We start from the raw sequence: 24,032 nt of genomic DNA on the forward strand, positions 1-24,032 counted from the left end.
CATCCACTTTGCGGAACCGCACGCCATGACGACGAACAGCCCTCCCTCGCTGCCCACCTATGACGATGTCGCCGCCGCCGCTCGCCGGCTGGAAGGCGTGGCCCACCGCACACCCATACTGCGCAGCCGCACCGCCGACGAGCTGCTGGGCGCCCAGCTGTTCTTCAAGTGCGAGAACCTGCAGCGCACGGGCGCCTTCAAGATACGCGGCGCCTACAACGCGCTGTCGCAGTTCACGCCCGAGCAGCGCAAGCGCGGCGCACTGGCCTTCTCCTCGGGCAACCATGCCCAGGCCGTGGCGCTGGCCGCGCAGATGCTGGACATGCCCGCGCTCATCGTCATGCCCGAGGATGCCCCCGCCTCCAAGATGGCGGCCACGCGCTCCTACGGCGCCCAGGTGGTGACCTATGACCGCTTCACGGAGGACCGCGAGGCCATCTCCCGCCGCCTGGCCGACGAGCGCGGCATGACGCTGATCCCGCCGTTCAACCACCGCGACGTGATCGCCGGCCAGGGCACGGCAGCCAAGGAACTGTTCGAAGAGGTGCCCGACCTGGACTACCTGTTCGTCTGCCTGGGCGGCGGCGGCCTGCTGTCGGGCAGCCTGCTGGCGTCCGGACAACTGGCGCCGCGCTGCAAGGTCTACGGCGTCGAGCCCCAGGCCGGCGACGATGCCCGCCAGTCGCTGCGGGCAGGCCAGATCGTGCAGATCCCCACGCCCCACACCATTGCCGATGGTGCCCAGACCCAGTCCATCGGCGATATCACATTCGCCATCATCCGCGAGCATGTGGAAGATATCCTGGCCGTGGCGGACGAGCATCTGGTGCAGGCCATGCGCTTTTACGCGGAACGCAAGAAAATCGTGGTCGAACCCACGGGAGCGCTCTCGCTGGCGGGCGCCCTGCATGGCGGGGTTGCGCTGTCGGGCGCGCGCGTGGGCATCCTGATCAGCGGCGGCAATGTGGACCTGGCGCGCTACGCACGCTTTCTGCACGACTGAACCGCCCCCTGGCGCCGGCCGCAAATGCCGGCGCCCCTTTTTTCCAGAAGAAAACCATGAGTACTCTGCACCTGATCGACCACCCGCTGGTCCAACACAAGCTCACGCTGATGCGCCGCAAGGAAGCCAGCACCAACAGCTTTCGCCGCATGCTGGGCGAGCTGTCCACGCTGATGGCCTACGAGATCACGCGCGACATGCCGCTGCAGGACATCGAGATCGAGACCCCGCTGGAGACCATGACCGGCAAGGTCATCGACGGCAAGAAGCTGGTGCTGGTGTCCATCCTGCGCGCCGGCAACGGTTTCCTCGACGGCATGCTCAACGTCGTGCCCGGCGCGCGCATCGGCCATATCGGCCTGTACCGCGACCCCGAGACGCTGCAGCCCGTCGAGTACTACTTCAAGATGCCCTCCGAGATGGAAGAGCGCGACGTGCTGGTCGTCGATCCCATGCTGGCCACTGGCAACTCGGCCGCAGCCGCCGTGGCGCGCCTGAAGCAGCTGAACCCGAAGTCCATCAAGTTCATGTGCCTGCTGGCCGCGCCCGAAGGCGTGGCCACCATGCAAAAGGCCCATCCCGACGTGGACATCTACACGGCCGCCGTGGACCGCCAGCTCGACGCGCACGGCTACATCCTGCCGGGCCTGGGCGACGCGGGCGACCGCATCTTCGGCACCAAGTAGGCTTGGCGCCCGCACCCACAAAAAAGCCGCACATCGTGCGGCTTTTTTGCTGGGGAGCGGGGGGCAGCGGGATCAATCCACCAGGCCCGCGTAGACGTGCTGCACGTCATCGTCGTTCTCGATGCCGGCCAGGAAGTCCTGCACTTCCTCCTGCTGCTCGGCCGACAGGCTGGTCATGCTGACCGGCGTCTTGGCCTTGTAGCCCAACTTGGCCGACAGCACCTTGAAGCCCTGGGCCGGCAGCGCCTTGCTCACGGTATCCAGGTCCGTCGGGTCGGTGATGAACAGCGTCGTGCCCTCTTCCTCGCCGGGCTCGAAGTCCTGTGCGCCGGCCTCGATGGCAGCCAGCTCGGCATCGGCACCGCCTTCGGGCTCGCCCTCGATCATGCCCACATGGTCGAAGTCCCAGGCCACGGCCGTCATCTGGCCCTTGCGGAAACATACGCGCATGTTGGGCGCCGTGCGGTTCACGTTGTCGGTCAGGCATTCGATCATCACGGGCACGCGGTTGGGGCCGTAGCCTTCATAGACCACGCGTTCGTAGTTGACGGCATCGGCCCCCACGCCCGAACCCTTCTTGATCGCACGCTCGAGCGTGTCCTTGGGCATGGAGGCCTTGCGGGCGGCTTCCACGGCCATGCGCAGGCGCGAGTTGCCTGCCGGATCGGCGCCGGCGCGCGCCGCGACGATGATTTCCTTGGCCAGCTTGCCAAACAGCTTTCCCTTGGCATCGGCGACCAGCGCCTTGCCCTTTGCTTTCCATTGCGCGCCCATGGCTGCTTTCCCTTGCGGATTCTCTGGTGGGTAGGAGGCGCCGCCGACCGCCCCACGCAGGGACCCGGCCCGGCGCCGAAAGAGCGCTGTTTATACACCCGCGCAAGTGGCTGCGCGGGCTTTTTGCGCAGTGGTTGACAGGGCGCCGCAGGCTCTGGCCGCGTCGTGCATGATGCTTGCCTGACAAAGCCTCCCGACTCTTGCCCCCTCTTCACAGGAACATCGGCATGCCGCCATCCCTATCCGCCGCAATCGCCATTAGCACCCTGGGCCTGTCCGCTGCACTGTGGGCCGCCGGCAGCCCCAACCTCTCCACCGAAATCGTCGCCGACGGCCTGGAGCATCCCTGGGCGGTGGCTTTCCTGCCGGATGGGCGCTACCTGGTGACCGAGCGGCCGGGCCGCATGCGCATCGTGCAGGGCGACGGAAGGCTGGGCGCTCCCCTGGCAGGCCTTCCGGCCGTGGAGGCCGCAGGCCAGGGCGGGCTGCTGGACGTGGTGCTGGACAGCGATTTCGCGCGCAACCGCCAGCTGTACTTCTGCTACTCCGAGCCCGGCAGCGGCGCCGACAGCAGCAAGAACAGCACGGCGTTGGCCAGTGCGCGGCTGTCCGACGATGCCAGCCGGCTGGAGCAGGTGAAAGTGCTGTTCTCGCAGCGCCCCAAGTACGCCAGCGCGCTGCATTTCGGCTGCCGCATCGTGGAGCGCATGGTGGACGGCAAGAGCGATGGCACGCTGTTCCTGGCGCTGGGCGAACGCTCGCGCTACAAGGAAGAGGCCCAGAACCTGAAAAGCCACCTGGGCAAGATCGTGCGCATCGCCAAGGACGGCAGCGTGCCCAGGGACAACCCGTTCGCGGGCCGCGCGGATGCCTTGCCCGAGATCTGGAGCTACGGCCACCGCAACGCCCAGGGCGCGGCGCTGGCACCCGATGGCAGCCTCTGGATGCACGAGCACGGCCCCCAGGGCGGCGACGAGGTCAACCGGCCCGAGGCGGGCAAGAACTACGGCTGGCCCGTGATCACCCATGGCGAGAACTACGGCGGCGGCAAGATCGGCGCGGGCATCACGCGCAAGGAGGGCATGGAGCAGCCGCTGCACTACTGGGTGCCGTCGATCGCCCCCTCAGGCATGGCCTTCGTGACCAGTGATCGGTATGGGGCGCAATGGAAGGGATCGCTGGTCGTGGGCTCGCTCAAGTTCCAGCGGCTGGAGCGCCTGACGATCAGGTCCGGCAAGGTGACGGCCAGCGAGCAGGTGCTGCCGCGCCTGGGCCAGCGCGTGCGCGATGTGCGCCAGGGCCCTGACGGCTGGCTGTACCTGCTGACGGACGCCCAGGGCGGGCAGTTGCTGCGCATCACCGCCACGCCCTGAGTCCCGTCACGCGCGGCGGCTCACTGCACGGTGATGCCGTTGGCCTTGACCACGGTCTCCCAGCGCTTGCGCTCGGCCGCCACGAAGCCCGTGAAGGCGGCGGAGGAACTGCCCACGGGCGTCAGGCCCAGCTTTTCAAGGCTGGCGCGCGTGGCCGGCAAGGCCAGTGCCTTTTGCACCAGGTCCTGCAGCTTCTGCACCGTCTCGGGCGCGGTGCCTGCGGGCAGGAAGAAGCCGTTCCACTCCGTCACCTCGAAGCCCTTGATGCCGCTTTCCGCCACCGTGGGCACGTCGGGCAGGTCCGGCATGCGCTTGGCCGAGGACACGGCCAGGGCCTTGAGCTTGCCGCCCTTGACATAGTTGATGCTGGAGGCGGCGTTGGCGAAGTACACATCGACCTGGCCGCCCATGACATCGACGATGGCGGGCGCCCCGCCCTTGTAGGGAACGTGGACGGCATCGAACTTGGCGTCTGCCTTGAGCAGTTCCGTCGCCATCTGGGCCAGGCTGCCCGGACCGTAGGAGGCATAGGTGAGCCTGCCGGGCTTTTGCCGCGCGGCATTCATGAAGTCGGCCAGGCTGTTGTAGGGCGAGGACGGCGCCGCCACGAGGATGTTGGGCACGCTGATGGCCTGGGACACGGCAATGAAGTCCTTGGCCGGGTCATAGGGCAGCTTGCGCAATGCGGGGTTGATGGCGAAGGACGACGCGTCATACAGCACCGTATAGCCATCGGCCTTGGCGCGCGCCACGAGGGCGGCACCGATGGCGCCGCTGGCGCCGGCCTTGTTGTCCACCACCACGGTCTGGCCCGAGACCTCGCCCAGCGCCTTGGCGATGATGCGCGCCGCATTGTCCGCACCGCCACCGGCCGAGAACGGCACGACGACCGTGATGGCCTGCGTGGCCGGATAGTCGGCCGCATGCAGCGTGCCCTGGAACAGGCCCAGCCCCGCCCCCATACCCAAGGCCAGCACCGTCATGGCGGGCCGCAGTGTCTTGATCTTCTTCACGTTCCTGTCTCCTGTTGCTCAATGGTGAAAACCTGGGCTGCGGGCTTGCATGCCCCCGCGCCCTCAATCGAATCCGTACAGCTCGGCGGCGTTGTCCACCAGCACGCGGGCGCGCAGCGCCGCATCGGGAATCCAGCGCGACAGCAGCGCCAGCAGCATGGGGGTCTGCGGCGGATGGGCAGCTTCGGTGACGTGGGGCCAGTCGCTGCCCCAGACCAGGCGCTGCGGGGCCTCGGCCACCCAGGCCTGCGCCAGCGCGTCGCAGTCGGCATAGCCTGCGGCCAGACCGGCCCGGCTGTTCAGATACGGGCCCGAGAGCTTGACCCAGGCCCTGCCCTGCTGCACCAGCCCACGGACCACGCCGAAGGCGGACTGGTGCACGCCAGCGCCGTCAGCACTGTCAGCCAGCCGCGCCATGTGGTCGAACACCAGGATGCATGGCAGCCTCTGCAGCAGCGCCGCATGGGCCTCGATCTGGCTGGCCAGCCAGTGCAGCTGCACATGCCAGCCCAGCGCGGCAATGCGCTCGGCCAGCGGCTCCAGCATGTCCAGCCGCACGACGGCATCGTGGTCGGTATGCAGCGAAAAGCGGATGCCGCGAATGCCGCCGTCATGCAGCGCCTGCAACTGTGCGTCGGTGATATCGGGGTGCACCACGGCAATGCCGCGCGTGCGGGAGGCTCCCAGCGACCCGATGGCCTGCAGCGTGGCGCGGTTGTCCGTGCCATGCGCACGCGGCTGCACGATGACGGCGCGCTCCAGTCCCATGGCGCCGCGCAGCTGCGCATAGTCGGCAGCCGTGGCATGCGCGCGCATGGCCTGCGGCGCCTCGGCCCCAAAACGCGTATCAAGGCGCGGATCGAAGACATGCAGATGGGCGTCGCAGGCGCCAGCGGGCAGTGCCTGCATCAGCAGCCCTCTTGCGCGGCGGCCTTCAGTGCCTCGGTATGCTGGCCCAGCGTGGGCGCGGCAAAGGCCGGCGGGCCGGGCGTGCGGTCGAACTCCACGGCGCCGGCAAAGCCCCGGTAGCTGCCCAGGGTCGGGTGCTCGAAGCGGGTGACCATGCCCTCGGCCTGCACCTGCGGGTCGTCGAACATGTCCTCCACCGTGCGGGCCGCCGCGCAGGGTACTTCCTCGCCGAACAAGGCCTCCCATTCCAGCGCGCTGCGCCCCGCCAGCGCCTGGCGCAGCAGCGGCACCAGCACGTCGCGGTGCTGGGCGCGCTTGCGCACGGAGTCGTAGCGCTCGTCGCCGGCCAGTTCGGGCAGATCCAGTTTGCGGCACAGCGCCGCCCAGAAATGCGCGGTGTTGGCCGAAATGTAGAGATGCCCTTCCCGCGTGGGGTGGATGCCCGTGATGCCGCCCGAGCGCATGTCGCGCCCCACCTCGCGCGGCTCGCCCTCGGCCCAGACCATGCGCGCGGACTGCATGGTGAGCGCCGCGCGCAGCAGGGACACGCCCACATGCTGGCCCAGCCCGCTTTTCTCGCGCTCGTACAGCGCCGACGACACGCCGCCCGCCACCAGGGCCGAGGCGTAGTAGTCCACCACGGAGCCGTAGAGAATCTCGGGCGGCCCGCCTGCCTTGCCCTGCATGGCACACATGCCGGTCATGGTCTGCAGCACCTGGTCGTAGCCCGCCTTGGCCTTGAGCGGCCCCCGGCTGCCATAGCCCGTGACGCTGCAATAGATGAGGCGTGGGTTGATGGCGGCCAGTTGCGCAAAACCGATGCCCAGCCGCTCGGGCACGCCGGGCCGGAAGTTGTGGACCAGCACATCGGCCTCGCGTACCAGGCGCAGCAGCACGGCGTGGTCGGCCTCGTTCTTCAGGTCGAGCACCATGCCCCACTTGCTGCGGTTCACGCCCAGGAAGGCACGGCTTTCCGCCTCCAGCGTGGACGGGTACTTGCGCAGGTTGTCGCCCACGGGCGGCTCGATCTTGACGACCTCCGCGCCCTGATCGGCCAGCAGCGAGCAGCCGTAGGGCCCTGCGATATAGGCACTCAGGTCCAGCACACGCACGCCGCTGAGCGGCCCCTTCGGGCCCTGGCGTTCACCTGGCACAAAACTCATTCATTTCTCCTGATAGGGATGCAGGAAGGCATGCGAAGCCTCCCGCCAGAGGCCGGGTTCAATCGGCCTGGATATTTCGCTCTTTGGCCAGCAGCTTCCACCGTGCCACGTCAGTGCGGATCACCTCGCCGAACTGCTGCGGCGTCACGGGGTTGGCAATGGCGCCTTCGCGCAGAAAGCTGGCCTGGATTGCCGGCTTGGCCAGCACCTGGTTCACGGCCTGGTTGAGGCGATCCACGATGTCGGCCGGCGTGCCGGCGGGCGCAAGCAGCCCCCACCACAGATCGAATTCATAGCCCGGGATGGCCGTTGCCATGGGCGTCAGGTCCGGCGCAATGGGACTGGGTCTGAGGCTGGTGATGCCGATGGCGCGCAGCTTGCCGTTGCGCACCATGGGCAGGATGGACGGGCCGCTGGAGACCAGCATCTGCACCTGGTTGCCGATCACATCGGTCACGGCCGGACCCTGGCCCTTGTAGGGCACATGCATGATGTCCATGCCCGGCACCATGGAGCGCATCATCTCGGTCGCGAAATGGTTGATGCTGCCCGTGCCCGAGGTGGCGTAGTTGAACTGGCCGGGGCGGGACTTGATGGCGCGCACCAGTTCCTCAGGCGTTTTGGCGGGAAACTCATTGTTGACGGCCACCACCAGCGGCCCCTTGGCAAACATGGCCACGGGCGCCAGGCTCTTGACGGGGTCGAAGGGCATCTTGGCCTGTACCGCCGCATTCGTGGTCATGCTCGACGAGACCGCCACCAGCGTGTAGCCGTCCGCCGCCGCCTTGGCCACCGAGGCCGTGCCCGTGTTGCCGCTGGCGCCGGGCCGGTTGTCCACGATCACGGTCTGCTTGAGCACGTCGCCCATTTCCTTGGCCACCTGGCGTGCGAACACGTCATTGGAGCCACCGGGCGGATAGGGAACCACCATGGTGATGGCCTTGGACGGGAAGGCGCCCTGCGCCATCAATCCCGGCGAAGCCAGCGTGGCCACCGTTGCCATGGCGGCCAGCGCCACCAGCCTGCGCCGCGTGCGGCAATGCGAAATGCTCATCTCTTTGTCTCCTGTCCTGTTTCTTGTCGTTGTGGTGCACGGCATGCAGGACGCCGGTGCACCGGAATGCCAGATCCCTATTCAGGCCCCCAGCAGCCCCTGTGCATGCGCCGCAGCCACGATGGCCTGGGCGCGCAGCACAAAGGGCTTGTCCACCATCTTCCCGTCCACCACATAGGCGCCCAGGGCGTTGGCATCTGCCTGGCGGGCCGCCTCCACCACCTTGAGGGCATGCCCGATTTCCTGCTCGGTGGGCTGGTAGACCGCATTGGCCAGAGCGATCTGGCTGGGGTGTATGCAGGTCTTGCCCAGAAAGCCCAGGCCGCGCGACAGGCGGGCCTCGGCGCTGAAGCCCTCGCTGTCGCGGATGTCGGCAAAGGCGCCGTCGTAGGCGTAGACGCCGGCCTCGGCGGCGGCCATGCGCACGGTAAACAGCGCCTGGGCAATGGCGGCGGGCTCGCGCCGGTTCACGCCAAAGGGCTCGAACAGATCGCCCAGACCCATCTGCAGGCCGGCCACGCTGGCATGGGCGCTGGCCAGTTCGGCAGCGCAGCGCAGGGCGCGGGGTGTTTCGATATTGAGCAGCAGGCCAGGCACCTGGGCCACGCCGTTGGCATCTGCCGCCTCGGCAATGCGCTGCGCGACCTCGCGCACCTGCTGCACGGTCTCGGGCTTGGGCAGGTTGATGAGGTGCACGCCGTCGCGCACCATCTCGGCGATGTCGGCTCCGAAATGCGGCGTCTCCATGGCGTTGACGCGCACGATCAGCGTCTTGCCATGGCCCCGGCTTTCAGGGCTGAGCAGGAAGCTGCGCAGCAGGCCGCGCGCCTCGTCCTTGCGGGCCTCGGCCACCGCGTCCTCCAGGTCGAAGGACAGTGCATCGGCGTCGCCGGCCAGGGCCTTGGCGAACAGCTCGGGACGCGATGCGGGAACAAACAGTTTGCTTCTCATGCACCGCATTGTGGGCGGCAGAAAGCCAAGAGAAACACAGGTAATATTTGTTCAAACCACACAAATTCTTTGTTTATGGAAACCAGCTACCTGCACAGCTTCCTGCTCGTGGTCGAGACGGGCTCCATGGCCGAGGCCGCGCGGCGCCTGAACATCACGGCCGCCGCCGTGGCCCAGCAGATCCGCATCCTGGAGCGCGAGTTCGACGCTCCGCTACTGGCCCGCGCCGGGCGCACCGTGCTGCCCACGCCAGCCGGCCACCGGCTGGCGCAATCGGCCCCGCTGCTGCTGCGCGAGCTGGCCAACGCCAAGACCCATGTCAACCATGAGGGCGCCGACGGCGAGCTGGTGATAGGCACCATCAATACGGCCCTGCACAGCCTGCTGCCCGACATCCTGGCGGGCTTTGTGAAGAAGTGCCCGCAGACCAAGGTCTTCCTGCGCTCGGCCACCACGCGCGAGCTGTACCAGGCCGTGCAGCAGGGCGAGCTGGATGCGGCCGTGTGCCTGCACCCCTCCTTCGCCCTGGCCAAGACCTTCGACTGGACGCTGCTGCGCGAGGAGCCGCTGGTGCTTCTGGTGCCGCACCAGCTGGCGCACCTGGACCCGCACACGCTGCTGCGCACCCAGCCGCTGATCCGCTATGACCGCAGCCTGGGCGGCGGGCAAATGGTGGAGCGCTACCTGCGCGCCGCGCAGATTGCGCCGCAGGAGCGCTTTGAACTGAGCTCGTTGGTGGCCATCGCCATGATGGTGGAGCGCGGCCTGGGCGTTTCGCTGGTGCCCGACACGGCCCTGAACCTGCCCGATGGCCAGGGCGTGGTGCGCCTGGCCCTGCCCGAGGAATCGCAGTCGCGGCGCTTTGGCGTGATGTGGCTGCGCTCGTCGGCACGGCTGCCGTTGATCCACAGGCTGGTGGAATGCGCGCGCACCGTGGTCAGGCAGCGCGGCGGCCCGCGCGCTGCCGCACGCGCAGCAACCAGGACGCCGTAGCCCGCGCCGTCAGGACTCCGCCACGGCCGCAGCGGCAACCAGGTCCTGGAACCTGCGCAGCACGGCCGACGCATCGCCCACGCGCGTGGCCAGATGCAGCGGAGCGGCCAGCCCGGGGCATTGCGACAGCCCACGGTAGACAATGCCGTCGCTGCGCAGGCGCTGCATGGAGGCCGGCACGATGGACAGCCCCAGCCCTGCCGAGACCAGGCTCAGCGTGGCCGTCATGCGCGGCGCCTCCTGCACCACGCGCGGGCTGAAGCCCGCCTCCAGGCAGGCCTTGAGAATGGCGTCGTACAGGCCCTGCCCCACCCTGCGCCGGTACAGCACGAAATCCTCCGAGGCGAGCTGCGGCAAAGGCACGGGCCGGCGCAATGGGCGTGCCAGCGCATGCCCTGCCGGCAGGGCCAGCAGCATGGGCTCCTCCAGAATCGGCACGGCCTGCAGCCCCTGGCTGCCATGCAGGGGCGAGCGCACAAAGGCCGCGTCCAGCCGCTCGTGCAGCAATGCATCCATGAGTTCACCCGTGCCCGCCTCCTCCAGCGCCACGGCCACGCCGGGCACCTGCTGGCGGAACATGCGCAGCACGCCGGGCACGAAGGGATGCAGCGCGGCCGAACTGGTAAAGCCCACGGCCAGCCGGCCCGTCTCGCCCCGGGCGGCGCGGCGCACCACCTCGGCCAGCACATCACAGCGCTCCAGCAGCGCCCTGGCCTCTTCCAGCAGCGCCAGCCCCGCCGCCGTGGGCCGCACGCCGCGCGGCAGGCGCTGCACCAGCTCCACGCCCAATTCGTGTTCCAGGCCCTGCAGCAACCGCGTCAGCGGCGGCTGCTGCATGCCCAGGCGCTCGGCCGCACGCGTGATGTGGCCTTCCTCGGCGATGGCGACAAAGGCGCGCAGTTGGCGAAGCTCGGGCACATCAATACTTTCAAGGTATGGGAAGACTTCAATTGTGGCATTTGCAATCATGGATGGACGGATTTACGCTCGCGCCCCACAAACACACCTACCTGAAAGGCAACACGATGACCTGGTCCGCAAAGCAGTACACAACGTTCGAGCAGGAACGCACGCGCCCCGTGCGCGACCTGGTGGCCGTCATTCCCGATCTGCCTGGCCGCGCCGTGCGGCTGGCCGTGGACCTGGGTTGCGGCCCCGGCAACTCCACCGAGGTCCTGGCCCAGCGCTTCCCCGGGGCCACCGTGACGGGACTGGACAATTCCGAGGACATGCTGGATGCCGCACGCAAGCGGCTGCCGGGCACGGCCTTCTCACTGGCCGACATCGCCACCTGGCAGCCCGACCAGCCGCAGGACGTGATCCTGGCCAATGCCTCGCTGCAGTGGCTGCCCGACCACCAGCGGCTTTACCCGCGCCTCGTCAGCCACCTGGCACCCGGTGGCAGCCTGGCCGTGCAGACACCGGACAACCTGGAAGAACCGGCCCACCGGCTGGCGCGCGAAGTGGCCGCCAGCGGCCCCTGGGCTGCCAGGATTGGCGATGTGCGCCACCCCGCACGTCACAGCGCGGACTTCTACTACGCCCTGCTTCGCCCGCACTGCAGCAACGTCGATGTCTGGCGCACCACCTACTTCCACCCGCTGGCGGGCGGCCATGCCGCGGTGGTTGAGTGGTTCAAGGGTTCGGCGCTGCGTCCCTTCGTCGCGCCGCTGGACGAGGAGCAAAAGGCCGGCTTCCACGCAGCGTATCTGCAGGCCATCTCCCAGGCCTACCCCGCGCTGGACGATGGCACGGTGCTGCTGCCCTTCCCCCGACTGTTCATCGTGGCCAGCCGCTGAAGCAGCGCGCCTTCGGCCCTCAGCGCGCCGGATGCGGCCCGATGAGATCCCACAGATTGCCGTAGAGGTCTTCGAACACGGCGACGGTGCCGTGGGGCTTGCGCTGGGGATCCTGCACAAAGCGCACGCCGCGCGAGCGGTAGGCCTCGAAGTCGCGCAGGCAGTCGTCGGTCTGCAGGAACAGGAACACGCGCCCGCCCGTCTGGTTGCCCACGCGCGCGGCCTGCTCCTCGTTCGTGGCGCGGGCCAGCAGCAGGCGCACACCGCCGCCACCGGGGGCCACGGTGACCCAGCGCTTGCCCTCGGACAGGGCGGTGTCCTCGATCAGCACGAAGCCCAGCGCGCCCACATAAAAGCGCAGCGCCTCGTCATAGTCGCGCACGGCGACGCTCACCTGTCCTATCACCTGGGGCATGGAATCCTTTGCAGCAATGGTGCGGTCCTCGGACCACGGGGCCGCGAGGATAACGGAGCCCTGTCAATGCCCTGCCGCCCTGGCCCGTAAGCCCTGCGGCTGGCCCCACAATGGCGGCTTGCAATTGCCTCGCGAGGGACGGGAATCCATGCTGAATGCCTTGTGGCTGGGCTTTTTTATGGTGGCAGCCGTGGCTGCGCTGGCGCAATGGCTGGTCGGCGGCCAGGCCGGGATTTTCTCGGCCATGGTGCAGGCGCTGTTTGCCATGGCCAGGCTGTCGGTCGAGGTCATGGTGCTGCTGTTCGGCACGCTGACGCTGTGGCTGGGCTTTTTGCGCATCGCCGAGAAGGCCGGCGTGGTGGAGTGGCTGGCGCGCGTGCTGGGCCCGTTGTTCGCCAGGCTCATGCCCGAGGTGCCGCGCGGCCATCCGGCCCTGGGCCTGATCACGCTGAACTTCGCGGCCAACGGGCTGGGACTGGACAACGCGGCCACGCCCATGGGCCTGAAGGCCATGCGCTCGCTGCAGGAGCTCAATCCCCGGCCCGACACCGCCACCAATGCGCAGATCCTGTTCCTGGTGCTCAATGCGTCGTCGCTGACCCTGCTGCCCGTGACCATCTTCATGTACCGCATGCAGCAGGGTGCGCCCGATCCCACCCTGGTCTTTTTGCCGATCTTGCTGGCCACCTCGGCCTCGACCCTGGTCGGCCTGCTGGCCGTGGCCGCCGTGCAGAGGCTGCCGCTGTGGAGCCCCGTGGTGCTGGGCTATCTGCTGCCGCTGGGCCTGGCGCTGGCGGGCTTCATGGCCTTTCTGGCCACGCTGTCGGCGGCCGCGCTGGCGCAGCTGTCATCGCTGCTGGGCAACCTGACGCTGTTTGCCCTGATCGTGCTGTTCGTCACCCTGGGCGCCTGGCGCAAGGTCGCGGTCTACGACAGCTTCATCGAGGGCGCCAAGGAAGGCTTTGACGTGGCCAGGGGCCTGCTGCCCTACCTGGTGGCCATGCTCTGCGCCGTGGGCGTGTTCCGCGCATCGGGTGCGCTGGAGTACGCGCTGTCGGGCATACGCTGGGTGGTCGATGCCCTGGGCATGGACGCCCGCTTCGTGGACGCCCTGCCCACGGCCCTGGTCAAACCCTTCTCGGGCAGCGCGGCACGCGCCATGCTGATCGAGACCATGCAGACCCAGGGCGTGGACAGCTTCGCCGCCCTGGTGGCCGCCACCATCCAGGGCAGCACCGAAACCACCTTCTACGTCCTGGCCGTCTACTTCGGCGCCGTAGGCATACAGCGCGCCCGCCACGCCGTGCCCTGCGCCCTCATCGCCGAACTGGCCGGCGTGGTGGCGGCCATCGTGGTCTGCTACAAGTTCTTTGGCTGACAGCACAGTGGATTGCATATCATCTCAACGAGATTCGACAAGAAAGGATGCCTATGCGCCCGTCCGTTGTGCTTGACATGAAGCGAAGCGCGGTGCGCGAAGCGGTCAGCCGCTTTCGCACGGCAAACCCGCGAGTCTTCGGTTCGGTACTGCACGGCACCGACCGGGATGGGAGCGACCTCGACCTGCTGGTCGACGCGCTGCCCGGTGCCACCTTGTTGGACTTGGGTGATCTGGAAGACGAGCTGAAATTGCTGCTCGGCGTTGACGTCGATTTGCTGACGCCCGGTGACCTGCCGTCGAAGTTCCGGGCCAAGGTGCTTGCAGAGGCAAAACCGGTATGAGCGAGAACTACCGCCTGCCTGACTACTGGACCACATCCAGCAGGCTGCGATCGATGCGCGCAGCTTCGTGGAAGGGTTGACCAAGGAGGACTTCTTCGCCGACAAGCGCTCCCAGCAAGCCGTCATCATGAGTTTCATCATCATCGGCGAGGCAGCCACGAAGGTAATGGACGGCTACGCCAAGTTCACCCAGGCGCACCCCGAGGTGCCGTGGCGCAGCATGCGCAATATGCGCAATCGCATGGCTCACGGCTATTTCGACATCAACCTTGATGTGGTGTGGGAGACGGTGCAGGAGTGGCTGCCGGCACTGCTCAGGCAGTTGCCTGCCGTGCGTCTGGATGCCGACGAAGAAGACCGCAATGACTCTGGCATGGAGCCGTGACTGACAACAGCAAGCTGCCGGTGTGCAGCCCCTCTTCCGTGATTGTGATGGAACCGACCTCCTGACGCCCCAGCGTCAGACCTCCGGCATGATGGCTTCCGCATAGTCATACAGCGCCCCCAGGATTTCCTCTCCGCGCTCGTCGGCACTCTCCGATAGCTGATCGACCATGGCAAACATCTGCTCGGCCGTGCGTGCGCCGCCCTTGCCTTCGATCAGGCAGGCCGCGCAGTGCTGCAGCCAGCGCTGGCGCTCGGCAGGGTTCAGGCTGGCGGGGAAGTTGCGGGCGCGGTAGCGGAACAGCAGCTCGGCCAGGCGGGCATCGTCGAAGCCCGTGCGGTCCAGCGCCAGCTCCTGCGCAGACAGGCTGCGCAGGTGGTTCAGGCGGCGCCGGTCCTCATTGCCCACGAAGCCGCCGTACAGGTCCTGGTCGGCATCCAGCCCTTCCTGCGCAGGGCGCTGGTGGACGGCGCGCCACAGCGCGCTCATGTCGGGCAGGTCACGTGCAATGGCCGCATGGCCCATGCACTGCTCCACATCGATGCCCCATTGCGCGGCCATGGCCGGGCTCAGCGTCTTGAGGCTGCCGACCACCATGGGCGACTTGTTGATGTGGATGCTCTTGATGGGCAGGCGCTGCACGCCCTCGGGCAGGTCGGCCGCGCGCGAGAACAGGCGCAGGCGCAGCGTGTCCACGTCGATGGAGGCCAGCTCGGACGGGTCCTGCGCCAGATCCCAGCAGATGATCTCGTTCTTGTTGGTGGGGTGCGTGGCCAGCGGCCACATGACGGCGATGCAGCCGCGCTCGGGCCGGATCATGCCGCTGACGTGCAGGAAAGGCCGGGCATGCGCCGGCTCGGCCGGCAGGCCCATTTCCTGCAGCACGCGATCCTTCTTGTGCAGCGAGAAGGCGAAGTCGAACAATCTGGGCTGGACCTTGCGGATCAGCCGCGCCAGCCCGATGGTGGCGCGCACGTCGGACAGCGCGTCGTGCGCCTTCTCGTGCAGCAGGCCGTTGGCACGGGCCAGGTCCTCGAGCTTGAAGCTCGGAGATCCATCCTCCTTTTTCGGCCAGACAATGCCTTCGGGGCGCAGCGCATAGACCATGCGCACCACGTCGAGCAGGTCCCAGCGCCCGCAGCCGTTCTGCCATTCGCGTGCATAGGGATCGATGAGGTTGCGCCAGAACATGAAGCGCGTGATCTCGTCGTCAAAACGGATGGTGTTGTAGCCCACGCCCACGGTACCGGCCTGGGCCAGTTCTGCCTCGATGCGGGCGGCGAACTGGGCCTCGGGCACGCCTTGCTCCAGGCATTGCTGGGGGGTGATGCCGGTGATCAGGCAGGACTGCGGATCGGGCAGGTAGTCGCCCGCCGGCTGGCAGTACCACATGACGGGTTCGCCGATCTCGTTGAGTTCCGCATCCGTGCGGATGCCCGCGAATTGCGCGGGCCGGTCATAGCGCGGCTGGGCGCCGAAGGTCTCGTAGTCGTGCCAGAAGAAGGTATGGGCCATCGGGCGAGTATGCCTGCGAAAAACGGGCTACCGGCCCTCACAGCAGGGGCGAGCACAGCCGCGCGCCCGAGTCGAACAGGCGCAGCGCAAAGCCCAGGTCGCGCTTGAAGTGCACGCGCTGGGCCTGCTCCAGATCGGCCTCGAACTGCTTGGCCAGATCGCCGTTGAGCGCAGGCCCGTAGGCGATGGCGCAGACCTCGTAGTTCAGGAAAAAGCTGCGGTAGTCGAAGTTGGCCGTGCCGATGATGGCGATGTTGTCGTCCACCACCAGGGTCTTGGAGTGCAGCATGCGTGCCTTGTACTCGTAGACGCGCACGCCGCAACGGATCAGCTCGTCGTAGTAGGAGCGCGCCGCCGCCGTGACCAGGGCCGAATCGGAGCGGCGCGGCACCAGCAGTTGCACGTCCACGCCGCGCAGCGAGGCATTGGTGAGCGCGGCCAGTGCGGCCTCCGTCGGCACGAAGTACGGCGTGGTCAGCCAGACACGTTCCTGGGCTGCGTTGATGGCCGCCAGATGCGCGCGGTAGATGGCCTGCAGGCCGTTGTCGGGGCCCGAGGTGATGATCTGCACGGGCAGCGGGCCCTCGGGCGCGTCCGGCAGCAGCAGGTCGATGTCGGCGGGCTCGTTCTTGGGGTCCTTTTCCAGCGCATAGGCCCAGTCTTCGAGGAATACGGTCTGCAGCCAGTTGACGATGGCGCCCTCCAGGCGCAGGTGCACGTCGTGGTAGGCATCGGGCATGACACGCGCGTTCTCTTCGTCGGTCACGTTGACGCCGCCCGTGAAGCCCACCTTGCCGTCGCACACCAGGATCTTGCGGTGGGTGCGGAAGTTGATGACCGGTCGCAGGCGCCGGCCGATCTTGGAGCCATGGAACAGTGCGACCTCGGCACCCGCATCCTCCAGTGGCTGCAGAAAGCGCCGTCCCAGCTTCTTGGAGCCCAGGGCATCCACCAGCAGGCGCACCTGTATGCCTGCGCGGGCCCGCTCCATCAGCAGGTCGCGCAGGGCCGTGCCGGTCTGGTCGGGCTCGAAGATGTAGTACTCGAGGTGGATGTGGTGGCGCGCGGCATTGACCGCATCGATGATGGCGTCGAAGGTGGCCGCGCCACCGACCAGCAGCCGCAGGTCGGTGGCTGTGCTGACGGGAAAGTCGCTGGTGGCCGCCACCAGGCGCGCAACCTGGTGCAGGCGCTCCGAGCTGCCCGGCATGCGCTCGCGCAGCCGCTGCACGCCCGAGCGCACGCGCGATGTCTTGCGCGCGCGCAGCCGCTTGATGCGCTGGCGCTTGAGCCGCTGCGGGCCGAAGAAATAGTAGATGGCCAGCCCGCCCACGGGAATCGCCGCCATGGACAGCAGCCAGCTCAGCGTGGCCACGGGCGCGCTGCGCTGCAGAAGGATCCACACCGCGACGATCACCACATAGACCGACCAGGTGATGGACAACAGCCACGTCGCGTTGTCCTGGGTCAGGTGCTGATGAATCCACTGCACACAAGCTCTCCCGAAAGGCGATCAAAGAAAAAGCCGGCAGCCCGTGGGACTGTCGGCTTGTGCGGTGGGTATCAGACGATACGCATATCAGGCACCCGCAGCGCTAAGCGCCACCCGGACGCAATGAAACCGGCGCGCCCCAAGGCCATGGACACCGAGCAAGGGCCTACGCCGGCCGCGCCGCCCCGCGGCGAGGGTGTCGCCCCCCTCCCCCGCGCAGCGGGTAGAGAGGGGGAAGGCGCGCAGCGCCTAAGGGGGTGTTTCATCTCAATCGGCGGTGGCCTCTTTGGGCTCGGCCGGCTCGGAAGCCGGATCCTGCCTGGGCTGGGGCGTGATGTCGAGCCTGACCTCGCCCTTTTCGGCATCGTCGGCATCGACCACCCAGTCCACTTCCAGGCGGCCACCGTCGACCAGCTGCCCGAACAGCAGCTCGTCGGCCAGCGAACGCCGGATGGTGTCCTGGATCAGGCGCTGCATGGGGCGGGCGCCCATGAGCGGATCGAAGCCCTTCCTGGCCAGGTGCTTGCGCAGCGCGTCGGTGAAGGTGACCTCCACGCGCTTTTCGGCCAGTTGCTGCTCCAGTTGCAGCAGGAACTTGTCGACCACGCGCAGGATGACCTGCTCGTCCAGCGGCTTGAAGCTGACGATGGCGTCCAGACGGTTGCGGAACTCCGGCGTGAACAGGCGCTTGATGTCGCCCATTTCGTCGCCGGCCTGGCGCGGGTTGGTGAAGCCGATCGAGGCCTTGTTGATGGTCTCGGCGCCCGCGTTCGTGGTCATGATGAGGATCACGTTGCGGAAATCGGCCTTGCGCCCGTTGTTGTCCGTCAGCGTGCCGTGGTCCATGACCTGCAGCAGCACGTTGAAGATGTCCGGATGCGCCTTCTCGATTTCGTCGAGCAGCAGCACCGAATGCGGCTTCTTGGTCACGGCCTCGGTCAGCAGGCCGCCCTGGTCAAAGCCCACATAGCCCGGAGGCGCGCCGATCAGGCGGCTGACGGCGTGGCGCTCCATGTACTCCGACATGTCGAAGCGGATCAGGTCCACGCCCAGGATGTAGGCCAGCTGCTTGGCCGCTTCCGTCTTGCCCACGCCCGTGGGGCCCGAGAACAGGAAGGAGCCGATCGGCTTGTCCGGCTTGCCCAGGCCCGAGCGCGCCATCTTGACCGAGGAGGCCAGCGCCTCCAGCGCCTTGTCCTGGCCGAAGACCACGCTCTTGAGGTCGCGCTCCAGCGTCTGCAGCTTGCTGCGGTCGTCGTTGGACACGTTGGCGGGCGGAATGCGCGCGATCTTGGCCACGATGGCCTCGATCTCGGCCTTGTCGATGGTCTGCTTGCGCTGCTCCACCGGGATGATGCGCTGCGCGGCACCGGCCTCATCGATCACGTCGATGGCCTTGTCGGGCAGGTGGCGGTCATTGATGTACTTGGCCGACAGCTCGGCCGCAGCCTGCAGGGCGGCAGCGGCGTACTGCACGCTGTGGTGCTCCTCGAAGCGCGACTTCAGGCCCTTGAGGATGTCCACGGTCTCGGCCACGGTGGGCTCGACCACATCGACCTTCTGGAAACGCCGCGACAGCGCCGCATCCTTTTCGAAGATGCCGCGGTACTCGGTGAAGGTGGTCGCGCCGATGCACTTGAGCTGGCCGCTGGACAGCGCCGGCTTGAGCAGGTTGGACGCGTCCAGCGTGCCGCCCGAGGCGGCGCCCGCGCCGATCAGCGTGTGGATTTCATCGATGAACAGGATGGCGTTGGGCCGGTCCTTGAGCGACTTGAGCACGCCCTTGAGGCGCTGCTCGAAATCGCCACGGTACTTGGTGCCCGCCAGCAGCGCGCCCATGTCCAGCGAATAGACCACGGCTTCGGTCAGCACCTCGGGCACCTTGCCCTCGGTGATGCGCCAAGCCAGGCCTTCGGCGATCGCCGTCTTGCCCACGCCGGCCTCGCCGACCAGCAGCGGGTTGTTCTTGCGGCGGCGGCACAGGATCTGGATGGTGCGCTCGACCTCGTAGTCGCGCCCGATCAGCGGATCGATCTTGCCGTCCTTGGCCGCCTGGTTGAGGTTCAGCGTGAACTGCTCCAGGGGCGAAGCCTTTTCGTTGCGCTCGCCGCCGGCGCCCTCTTCGGACTCCGCAGGGTTTTCGGCCTTGGCGGGCTCGGGCGGTTCGCCCTTCTTGATGCCGTGGGCAATGAAATTGACCACGTCCAGGCGCGTCACGCCCTGCTGGTGCAGGTAGTAGACGGCGTGCGAATCCTTCTCACCGAAGATGGCCACGAGGACGTTGGCGCCCGTGACTTCCTTTTTGCCGTTGCCGGTGGATTGCACATGCATGATGGCGCGCTGAATCACACGCTGGAAACCCAGCGTGGGCTGCGTGTCCACTTCGTCGGTGCCCGCGACCTGGGGCGTGTTGTCCTTGATGAAGTTGGACAGGGCCGAGCGCAGGTCATCGATGTTGGCTGAGCAGGCGCGCAGCACTTCCGCTGCACTGGGGTTGTCCAGCAGGGCCAGCAGCAGGTGTTCCACGGTGATGAACTCGTGGCGCTGCTGGCGCGCTTCGACAAAGGCCATGTGCAAGCTGACTTCCAGTTCCTGGGCGATCATTGATGACTCCTTTTCGCTTGCTGGGGATTATTGACTGCAACCATAAATCAGGGCGGCCCGGGTTTATTCAACAGGCTCGAACATGGCCTGCAACGGATGGCCCGCCTTCTGGGCGGCCTGCAGCACCTGTTCGACCTTGGTGGCCGCAACATCGCGCGAATACACGCCGCAGACGCCGCGGCCGTCGAGATGGATCTTGAGCATGATCTGGGTGGCCGTTTCGCGGTCCTTGCCGAAGAGTTCCTGCAGGACGATGATGACGAATTCCATGGGCGTGAAGTCATCGTTGAGCATCACGACCTGGTACATCTGCGGCGGCTGCACACGCTGGCGCCGCCGCTCCAGCACCACGGCGCCGTCGTCGTCGGACACGGGCCGCACCGTGGGAATGGCAGGAGGGGTCGAAGGGGGTTGGGTTGCCATGAAAATCATTCTAGCCATCGGAGCCACTGTTTTCCGGAAGGGATATGCGAGGCGTGCCTGAAGAATTCAAGCGCGGTGCCCGCCCGGGATGGCCAGCACGCACCAAAGCAGTGCCTGCTTGCCGCCACCGGGAGCTGCACCACCTTGCGCGTTATTCGTAGACCACCTTGACCTGGGCGCTGCCTGCCTGGGCATACCAGGCGGCCAGGGCCGCGTCGCTGGGATAGAAGCGGCTGCCGTCGCCCAGGGCCAGCTCGCAGCTCGCCGAGCCGCGCTCGTCCTCGCAGACCAGTCCCAGGCGCACCTTCATGCCGCGCTGCAGCTCGCCATGCTCGCCCTGCTCCACCACGGCGGGGAACTGGCGCAGCAGGCCGACCACATCGGGCATCCTGTCGCCAACGCTGACCTGCAGGTAGCGCGCGAAGCGGCAGCGCGCATCGGCCAGGTTGAACAGCTGCTGGGCCTTCATGCGCAGGCCGCCGCTGAAATGGTCGAGCTGCAGGCGGCCGGTGATGACGACGAATTCATCATCCTTGAGCAGTTCGCGGTAGGTGTTGAGCGTGTTCTCGTCCACCGAGGCCTCGATCACGCCCGAGCCGTCATCGATCTTGAACAGGCCCAGCCGCCCGCGCTGGCCGTTGATGGCGCGGAAGTCGCTGATGATGCCGGCCAGCGTCTGGGGCTCGCGGCTGTCGCGCAGCTCGGCCAGGGGCGTGCGCACGAAGCGGCGCACCTCTTTCTCGACCTCGTCGAACAGGTGGCCCGAGAGGTAGAAGCCCACCGCCGTCTTTTCCTGGGTCAGCCGCTCCTTCACGCCCCAGGGCAGTGCCTCGACCAGAGGCGGCTCCTGGGTGCTGGAGCCCACGGCGTCATCGCCCATCATGTCGAACAGGCCGCCCTGGTTGGCGTTGGCCAGCGTCTTGTTGCCGAACTCGAAGGCATGGTCGATGGAGGCCACCAGCGACGCCCGGTTGAGCTCGATGGCGTCGAAGGCGCCGCCCTTGATCAGGGCCTCCAGCGTGCGCTTGTTCAGGCGCGTGCGGTCCACGCGCACGCAGAAGTCGGCCAGGCTCTTGAAAGGCCCCTTGTCGGTGCCGCGCGGCCCCACGCCGCGGCCTTCACGCGCCGCAACGATGGCCTCGATGGCCTGCTGGCCCGTGCCCTTGATGGCGCCCAGGCCGTAGCGGATGACCTTGTCGGTGACGGGCTCGAAACGGTACATGCCGCGGTTGACGTCCGGCGGCTCGAAGCTGATGCCCATCTTCAGCGCGTCTTCGTACAACACCTTGAGCTTGTCGGTGTTGTCCATTTCCACGGTCATGTTCCCGCAGTAGAACTCGGCCGTGTAGTGCACCTTGAGCCATGCCGTGTGGTAGGCCAGCAGCGAGTAGGCGGCGGCGTGCGACTTGTTGAAGCCGTAGCCCGCGAACTTTTCCATCAGGTCGAAGACCTCGTCGGCCTTGTCCTCGCTGATGCCCTGCTTGGCCGCGCCCTCGCGGAAGATCCCGCGGTGCATGACCATTTCCTCGACCTTCTTCTTGCCCATGGCACGGCGCAAGAGGTCGGCGCCGCCCAGCGAGTAGCCGCCCAGCACCTGGGCGGTCTGCATCACCTGCTCCTGGTAGACCATGATGCCGTAGGTCTCGGCCAGCACCTGCTCGACCAGCGGGTGCGGGTACTCCACCACTTCCTTGCCGTGCTTGCGCGCGACGAAGCTGGGGATCAGGTCCATGGGGCCCGGACGGTACAGCGCGTTCAGTGCGATCAGGTCTTCCAGGCGGCTGGGCTTGGCGTCGCGCAGCATGCCCTGCATGCCGCGCGATTCAAACTGGAACACGGCTTCGGTCTTGCCCTCGGAGAACAGGTGGTAGGTGCGCGCATCGTCCAGCGGGATGTTCTCGAAGGCGAAGTTCTCCTGGCCCTTGTGGCGCTTGATGATGAACTCGCGCGCGATCTCCAGGATGGTCAGCGTGGCCAGGCCCAGAAAGTCGAACTTCACCAGGCCCACGGCCTCCACATCGTCCTTGTCGTACATGGCCACGGCCGAGTCGCTGCCCGGCTGCTGGTACAGCGGGCAGAAGTCGGCCAGCTTGCCCGGGGCGATCACCACGCCGCCCGCGTGCATGCCGATGTTGCGAGTCATGCCTTCGAGCTTCTGGGCCATTTCGATCAGGGTCTTGACGTCTTCTTCTTTTTCGATGCGCTCGGCCAGCATGGGCTCGGCCTCGATGGCGTAGGTGTACTTGTCGCCCTCCTTCTTCGGGTTGGGCGGGTATTTGAGCGTGACGTGCAGGCCCGGCTTGTTGGGAATGAGCTTGGAGATGCCGTCGCAGAAGGTGTAGCTCATGTCCAGCACGCGGCCCACGTCGCGGATGGCCGCGCGCGCGGCCATGGTGCCGAAGGTGGCGATCTGGCTGACGGCGTCGCGGCCATAGAGCTGCTTCACGTAGTCGATGACGCGGTCGCGGTTGGCCTGGCAGAAGTCCACGTCGAAGTCGGGCATGGACACGCGCTCTGGGTTCAGGAAGCGCTCGAACAGCAGGTTGTATTCCAGCGGGTCCAGGTCCGTGATCTTGAGCACGTAGGCCACCAGCGAGCCCGCGCCCGATCCGCGGCCCGGGCCCACGGGGCAGCCGTTGAGCTTGGCCCACTTGATGAAGTCGCCCACGATGAGGAAGTAGCCCGGAAAGCCCATCTTGAGGATGGTGCCGATCTCGAATTCCAGCCGTTCCACGTAGCGCGGGCGCTGCGCCTCGCGCTTGGCGGGATCGGGATACAGGTGGGTCAGGCGGTCTTCCAGGCCGTTGAAGGATTCGCTGCGGAAGAACTCGTCCATGGTCATGCCGTCAGGCACGGGGAAATTGGGCAGCTGCGGCTTGCCCAGCACCAGGGTCAGGCTGCAGCGGCGCGCGATTTCCACGGTGTTGGCAATGGCGCTGGGAATGTCGGCGAACAGCGCCTGCATCTGCGCTGCGGTCTTGAAATGCTGGTCGCGCGTGAAGCGGCGCACGCGCTTCGGGTTGGCCAGGATTTCGCCTTCGGCGATGCACACGCGCGCTTCGTGGGACTCGTAGTCGTCGGGGCCGAAGAACTGGATGGGGTGCGTGGCCACCACGGGCAGGTTCAGCCGCTCGGCCAGTTGCACGGCAGCCAGCACGTGCGCCTCATCGTCCTGGCGCCCGGCGCGCTGCAGTTCGATGAAGAAACGGTGCGGGAACATGCCTGCCAGCCGCTGGGCCACGGCGGCTGCGCCGGCCTCGTCGCCGCGCATCAAGGCCTGGCCCACGGGGCCGGCCTGGGCACCGGCCAGCACGATCAGCCCCTCGCCCAGCTCCTGCAGCCAGGCCCAGGTGTGCACGGCCTGGCCCTTGACCACGTTGCGGGTCCAGCCACGGGCCAGCAGTTCGGACAGGTTGTGGTAGCCCAGCGGGCTTTGCACCAGCACGATGATGCGCGAGACGGCGGCGCCGTTCTCGCCTTCGATCTGGATTTCCGCGCCCAGCACGGGCTTGACGCCCTTGGCCCGCCCTTCGCGGTAGAACTTGACGCCGCCGAACAGGTTGTTGAAGTCTGTGACGGCCAGTGCGACCTGCCCATCCTCGGCGGCGGCCTTGACGATGGCATTGATGCGGTTGGTTCCGTCCACGACGGAGAATTCGGTGTGCAGGCGCAAATGGACAAACATATGGGCGCCATTGTAGAAAGCTCCGCAAGGCCGGGACCCGTTCACGGCCATGCCTTTGCCGCCGCCCCCGCCT

At 67.2% G+C, this 24,032-nt stretch carries 21 protein-coding genes; 8 read left to right on the forward strand and 13 right to left on the reverse strand.

Annotated elements, in window-relative coordinates; genetic code table 11:
* The first annotated feature begins 25 nt into the window (after positions 1-25).
* On the forward strand, positions 26-1,003 hold the full coding sequence (locus tag ACFPFG_RS02925; RefSeq protein ID WP_232245829.1) for a threo-3-hydroxy-L-aspartate ammonia-lyase: 978 nt from the start codon (positions 26-28) through the stop codon (positions 1,001-1,003).
* A 56-nt stretch (positions 1,004-1,059) separates the two neighbouring features.
* On the forward strand, positions 1,060-1,689 hold the full coding sequence (gene upp, locus ACFPFG_RS02930; protein WP_012205354.1) for a uracil phosphoribosyltransferase: 630 nt from the start codon (positions 1,060-1,062) through the stop codon (positions 1,687-1,689).
* A gap of 72 nt (positions 1,690-1,761) precedes the next feature.
* Here upp and ACFPFG_RS02935 read toward each other — a convergent pair whose 3' ends face one another.
* Positions 1,762-2,463 carry a YebC/PmpR family DNA-binding transcriptional regulator gene (locus ACFPFG_RS02935; protein ID WP_380104960.1) on the reverse strand — a complete coding sequence of 234 codons (702 nt, stop codon included), beginning with the start codon at positions 2,461-2,463 and terminating at the stop codon, positions 1,762-1,764.
* Positions 2,464-2,690: 227 nt separating this feature from the next.
* On the opposite strand from ACFPFG_RS02935, the gene ACFPFG_RS02940 reads away from it, so the two are divergent.
* Positions 2,691-3,836, forward strand: a complete 1,146-nt coding sequence (locus tag ACFPFG_RS02940) for a PQQ-dependent sugar dehydrogenase (RefSeq protein WP_380104962.1) — start codon at positions 2,691-2,693, stop codon at positions 3,834-3,836.
* 20 nt (positions 3,837-3,856) lie between these two features.
* Here the strand turns inward: ACFPFG_RS02940 and ACFPFG_RS02945 are convergent, their stop codons facing one another.
* The 5 genes from ACFPFG_RS02945 to ACFPFG_RS02965 form a co-directional block, all read right to left on the reverse strand.
* Positions 3,857-4,849, reverse strand: a complete 993-nt coding sequence (locus ACFPFG_RS02945) for a tripartite tricarboxylate transporter substrate binding protein (protein WP_380104964.1) — start codon at positions 4,847-4,849, stop codon at positions 3,857-3,859.
* 63 nt (positions 4,850-4,912) lie between these two features.
* On the reverse strand, positions 4,913-5,758 hold the full coding sequence (locus ACFPFG_RS02950) for an amidohydrolase family protein (protein WP_380104966.1): 846 nt from the start codon (positions 5,756-5,758) through the stop codon (positions 4,913-4,915).
* Positions 5,758-6,921: a CoA transferase gene (locus ACFPFG_RS02955; RefSeq protein ID WP_312379136.1), complete on the reverse strand. Its 1,164-nt coding sequence runs from the start codon at positions 6,919-6,921 to the stop codon at positions 5,758-5,760. The genes ACFPFG_RS02950 and ACFPFG_RS02955 overlap by 1 nt, the downstream gene beginning before the upstream one ends.
* 58 nt (positions 6,922-6,979) lie before the next feature.
* Entirely contained in the window at positions 6,980-7,975 is a 996-nt protein-coding gene (locus ACFPFG_RS02960; protein WP_312379135.1) for a tripartite tricarboxylate transporter substrate binding protein, read from the reverse strand.
* An 81-nt stretch (positions 7,976-8,056) separates the two neighbouring features.
* Positions 8,057-8,926, reverse strand: a complete 870-nt coding sequence (locus tag ACFPFG_RS02965) for an HpcH/HpaI aldolase/citrate lyase family protein (protein ID WP_380104969.1) — start codon at positions 8,924-8,926, stop codon at positions 8,057-8,059.
* A 75-nt stretch (positions 8,927-9,001) separates the two neighbouring features.
* Here ACFPFG_RS02965 and ACFPFG_RS02970 point away from each other — a divergent pair, with 75 nt between their 5' ends.
* A complete protein-coding gene (locus tag ACFPFG_RS02970) occupies positions 9,002-9,919 on the forward strand; it encodes a LysR family transcriptional regulator (protein WP_183017866.1) in 918 nt (305 codons plus the stop codon).
* Between the two features lie 9 nt (positions 9,920-9,928).
* Here ACFPFG_RS02970 and ACFPFG_RS02975 read toward each other — a convergent pair whose 3' ends face one another.
* A complete protein-coding gene (locus tag ACFPFG_RS02975) occupies positions 9,929-10,837 on the reverse strand; it encodes a LysR family transcriptional regulator (protein ID WP_310889364.1) in 909 nt (302 codons plus the stop codon).
* A gap of 107 nt (positions 10,838-10,944) precedes the next feature.
* Between ACFPFG_RS02975 and tam the strand changes: the two genes are divergently transcribed.
* A complete protein-coding gene (gene tam, locus ACFPFG_RS02980; RefSeq protein WP_380104972.1) occupies positions 10,945-11,718 on the forward strand; it encodes a trans-aconitate 2-methyltransferase in 774 nt (257 codons plus the stop codon).
* A 19-nt stretch (positions 11,719-11,737) separates the two neighbouring features.
* Here the strand turns inward: tam and ACFPFG_RS02985 are convergent, their stop codons facing one another.
* Positions 11,738-12,133, reverse strand: coding sequence for a VOC family protein (locus ACFPFG_RS02985; protein WP_183017863.1), 396 nt, complete (start codon positions 12,131-12,133; stop codon positions 11,738-11,740).
* A gap of 148 nt (positions 12,134-12,281) precedes the next feature.
* Here ACFPFG_RS02985 and ACFPFG_RS02990 point away from each other — a divergent pair, with 148 nt between their 5' ends.
* The 3 genes from ACFPFG_RS02990 (at position 12,282) to ACFPFG_RS03000 (ending at position 14,240) form a co-directional block, all read left to right on the forward strand.
* A complete protein-coding gene (locus ACFPFG_RS02990) occupies positions 12,282-13,511 on the forward strand; it encodes a nucleoside recognition domain-containing protein (protein WP_312379127.1) in 1,230 nt (409 codons plus the stop codon).
* A gap of 53 nt (positions 13,512-13,564) precedes the next feature.
* On the forward strand, positions 13,565-13,855 hold the full coding sequence (locus ACFPFG_RS02995; RefSeq protein ID WP_013802651.1) for a nucleotidyltransferase family protein: 291 nt from the start codon (positions 13,565-13,567) through the stop codon (positions 13,853-13,855).
* A gap of 67 nt (positions 13,856-13,922) precedes the next feature.
* Positions 13,923-14,240, forward strand: a complete 318-nt coding sequence (locus tag ACFPFG_RS03000) for a HepT-like ribonuclease domain-containing protein (protein WP_465251918.1) — start codon at positions 13,923-13,925, stop codon at positions 14,238-14,240.
* A 75-nt stretch (positions 14,241-14,315) separates the two neighbouring features.
* Here ACFPFG_RS03000 and sbcB read toward each other — a convergent pair whose 3' ends face one another.
* From sbcB to dnaE, 5 genes are all read right to left on the reverse strand, one after another.
* On the reverse strand, positions 14,316-15,755 hold the full coding sequence (gene sbcB, locus ACFPFG_RS03005; protein ID WP_380104974.1) for an exodeoxyribonuclease I: 1,440 nt from the start codon (positions 15,753-15,755) through the stop codon (positions 14,316-14,318).
* A gap of 37 nt (positions 15,756-15,792) precedes the next feature.
* Positions 15,793-17,247 (reverse strand): cardiolipin synthase, encoded by a 1,455-nt coding sequence (gene cls / locus ACFPFG_RS03010; RefSeq protein WP_312379122.1) that lies wholly within the window; start codon positions 17,245-17,247, stop codon positions 15,793-15,795.
* A 267-nt stretch (positions 17,248-17,514) separates the two neighbouring features.
* Positions 17,515-19,851, reverse strand: coding sequence for an ATP-dependent Clp protease ATP-binding subunit ClpA (clpA, locus tag ACFPFG_RS03015; RefSeq protein WP_197956393.1), 2,337 nt, complete (start codon positions 19,849-19,851; stop codon positions 17,515-17,517).
* A gap of 63 nt (positions 19,852-19,914) precedes the next feature.
* Positions 19,915-20,292, reverse strand: a complete 378-nt coding sequence (gene clpS / locus ACFPFG_RS03020; protein ID WP_016454840.1) for an ATP-dependent Clp protease adapter ClpS — start codon at positions 20,290-20,292, stop codon at positions 19,915-19,917.
* 133 nt (positions 20,293-20,425) lie between these two features.
* Positions 20,426-23,959, reverse strand: coding sequence for a DNA polymerase III subunit alpha (dnaE, locus tag ACFPFG_RS03025; protein ID WP_183017859.1), 3,534 nt, complete (start codon positions 23,957-23,959; stop codon positions 20,426-20,428).
* Positions 23,960-24,032: the final 73 nt, after the last annotated feature.

Source organism: Delftia deserti, from assembly GCF_042653485.1.
Taxonomy (GTDB): Bacteria; Pseudomonadota; Gammaproteobacteria; order Burkholderiales; family Burkholderiaceae_C; genus Comamonas; species Comamonas acidovorans.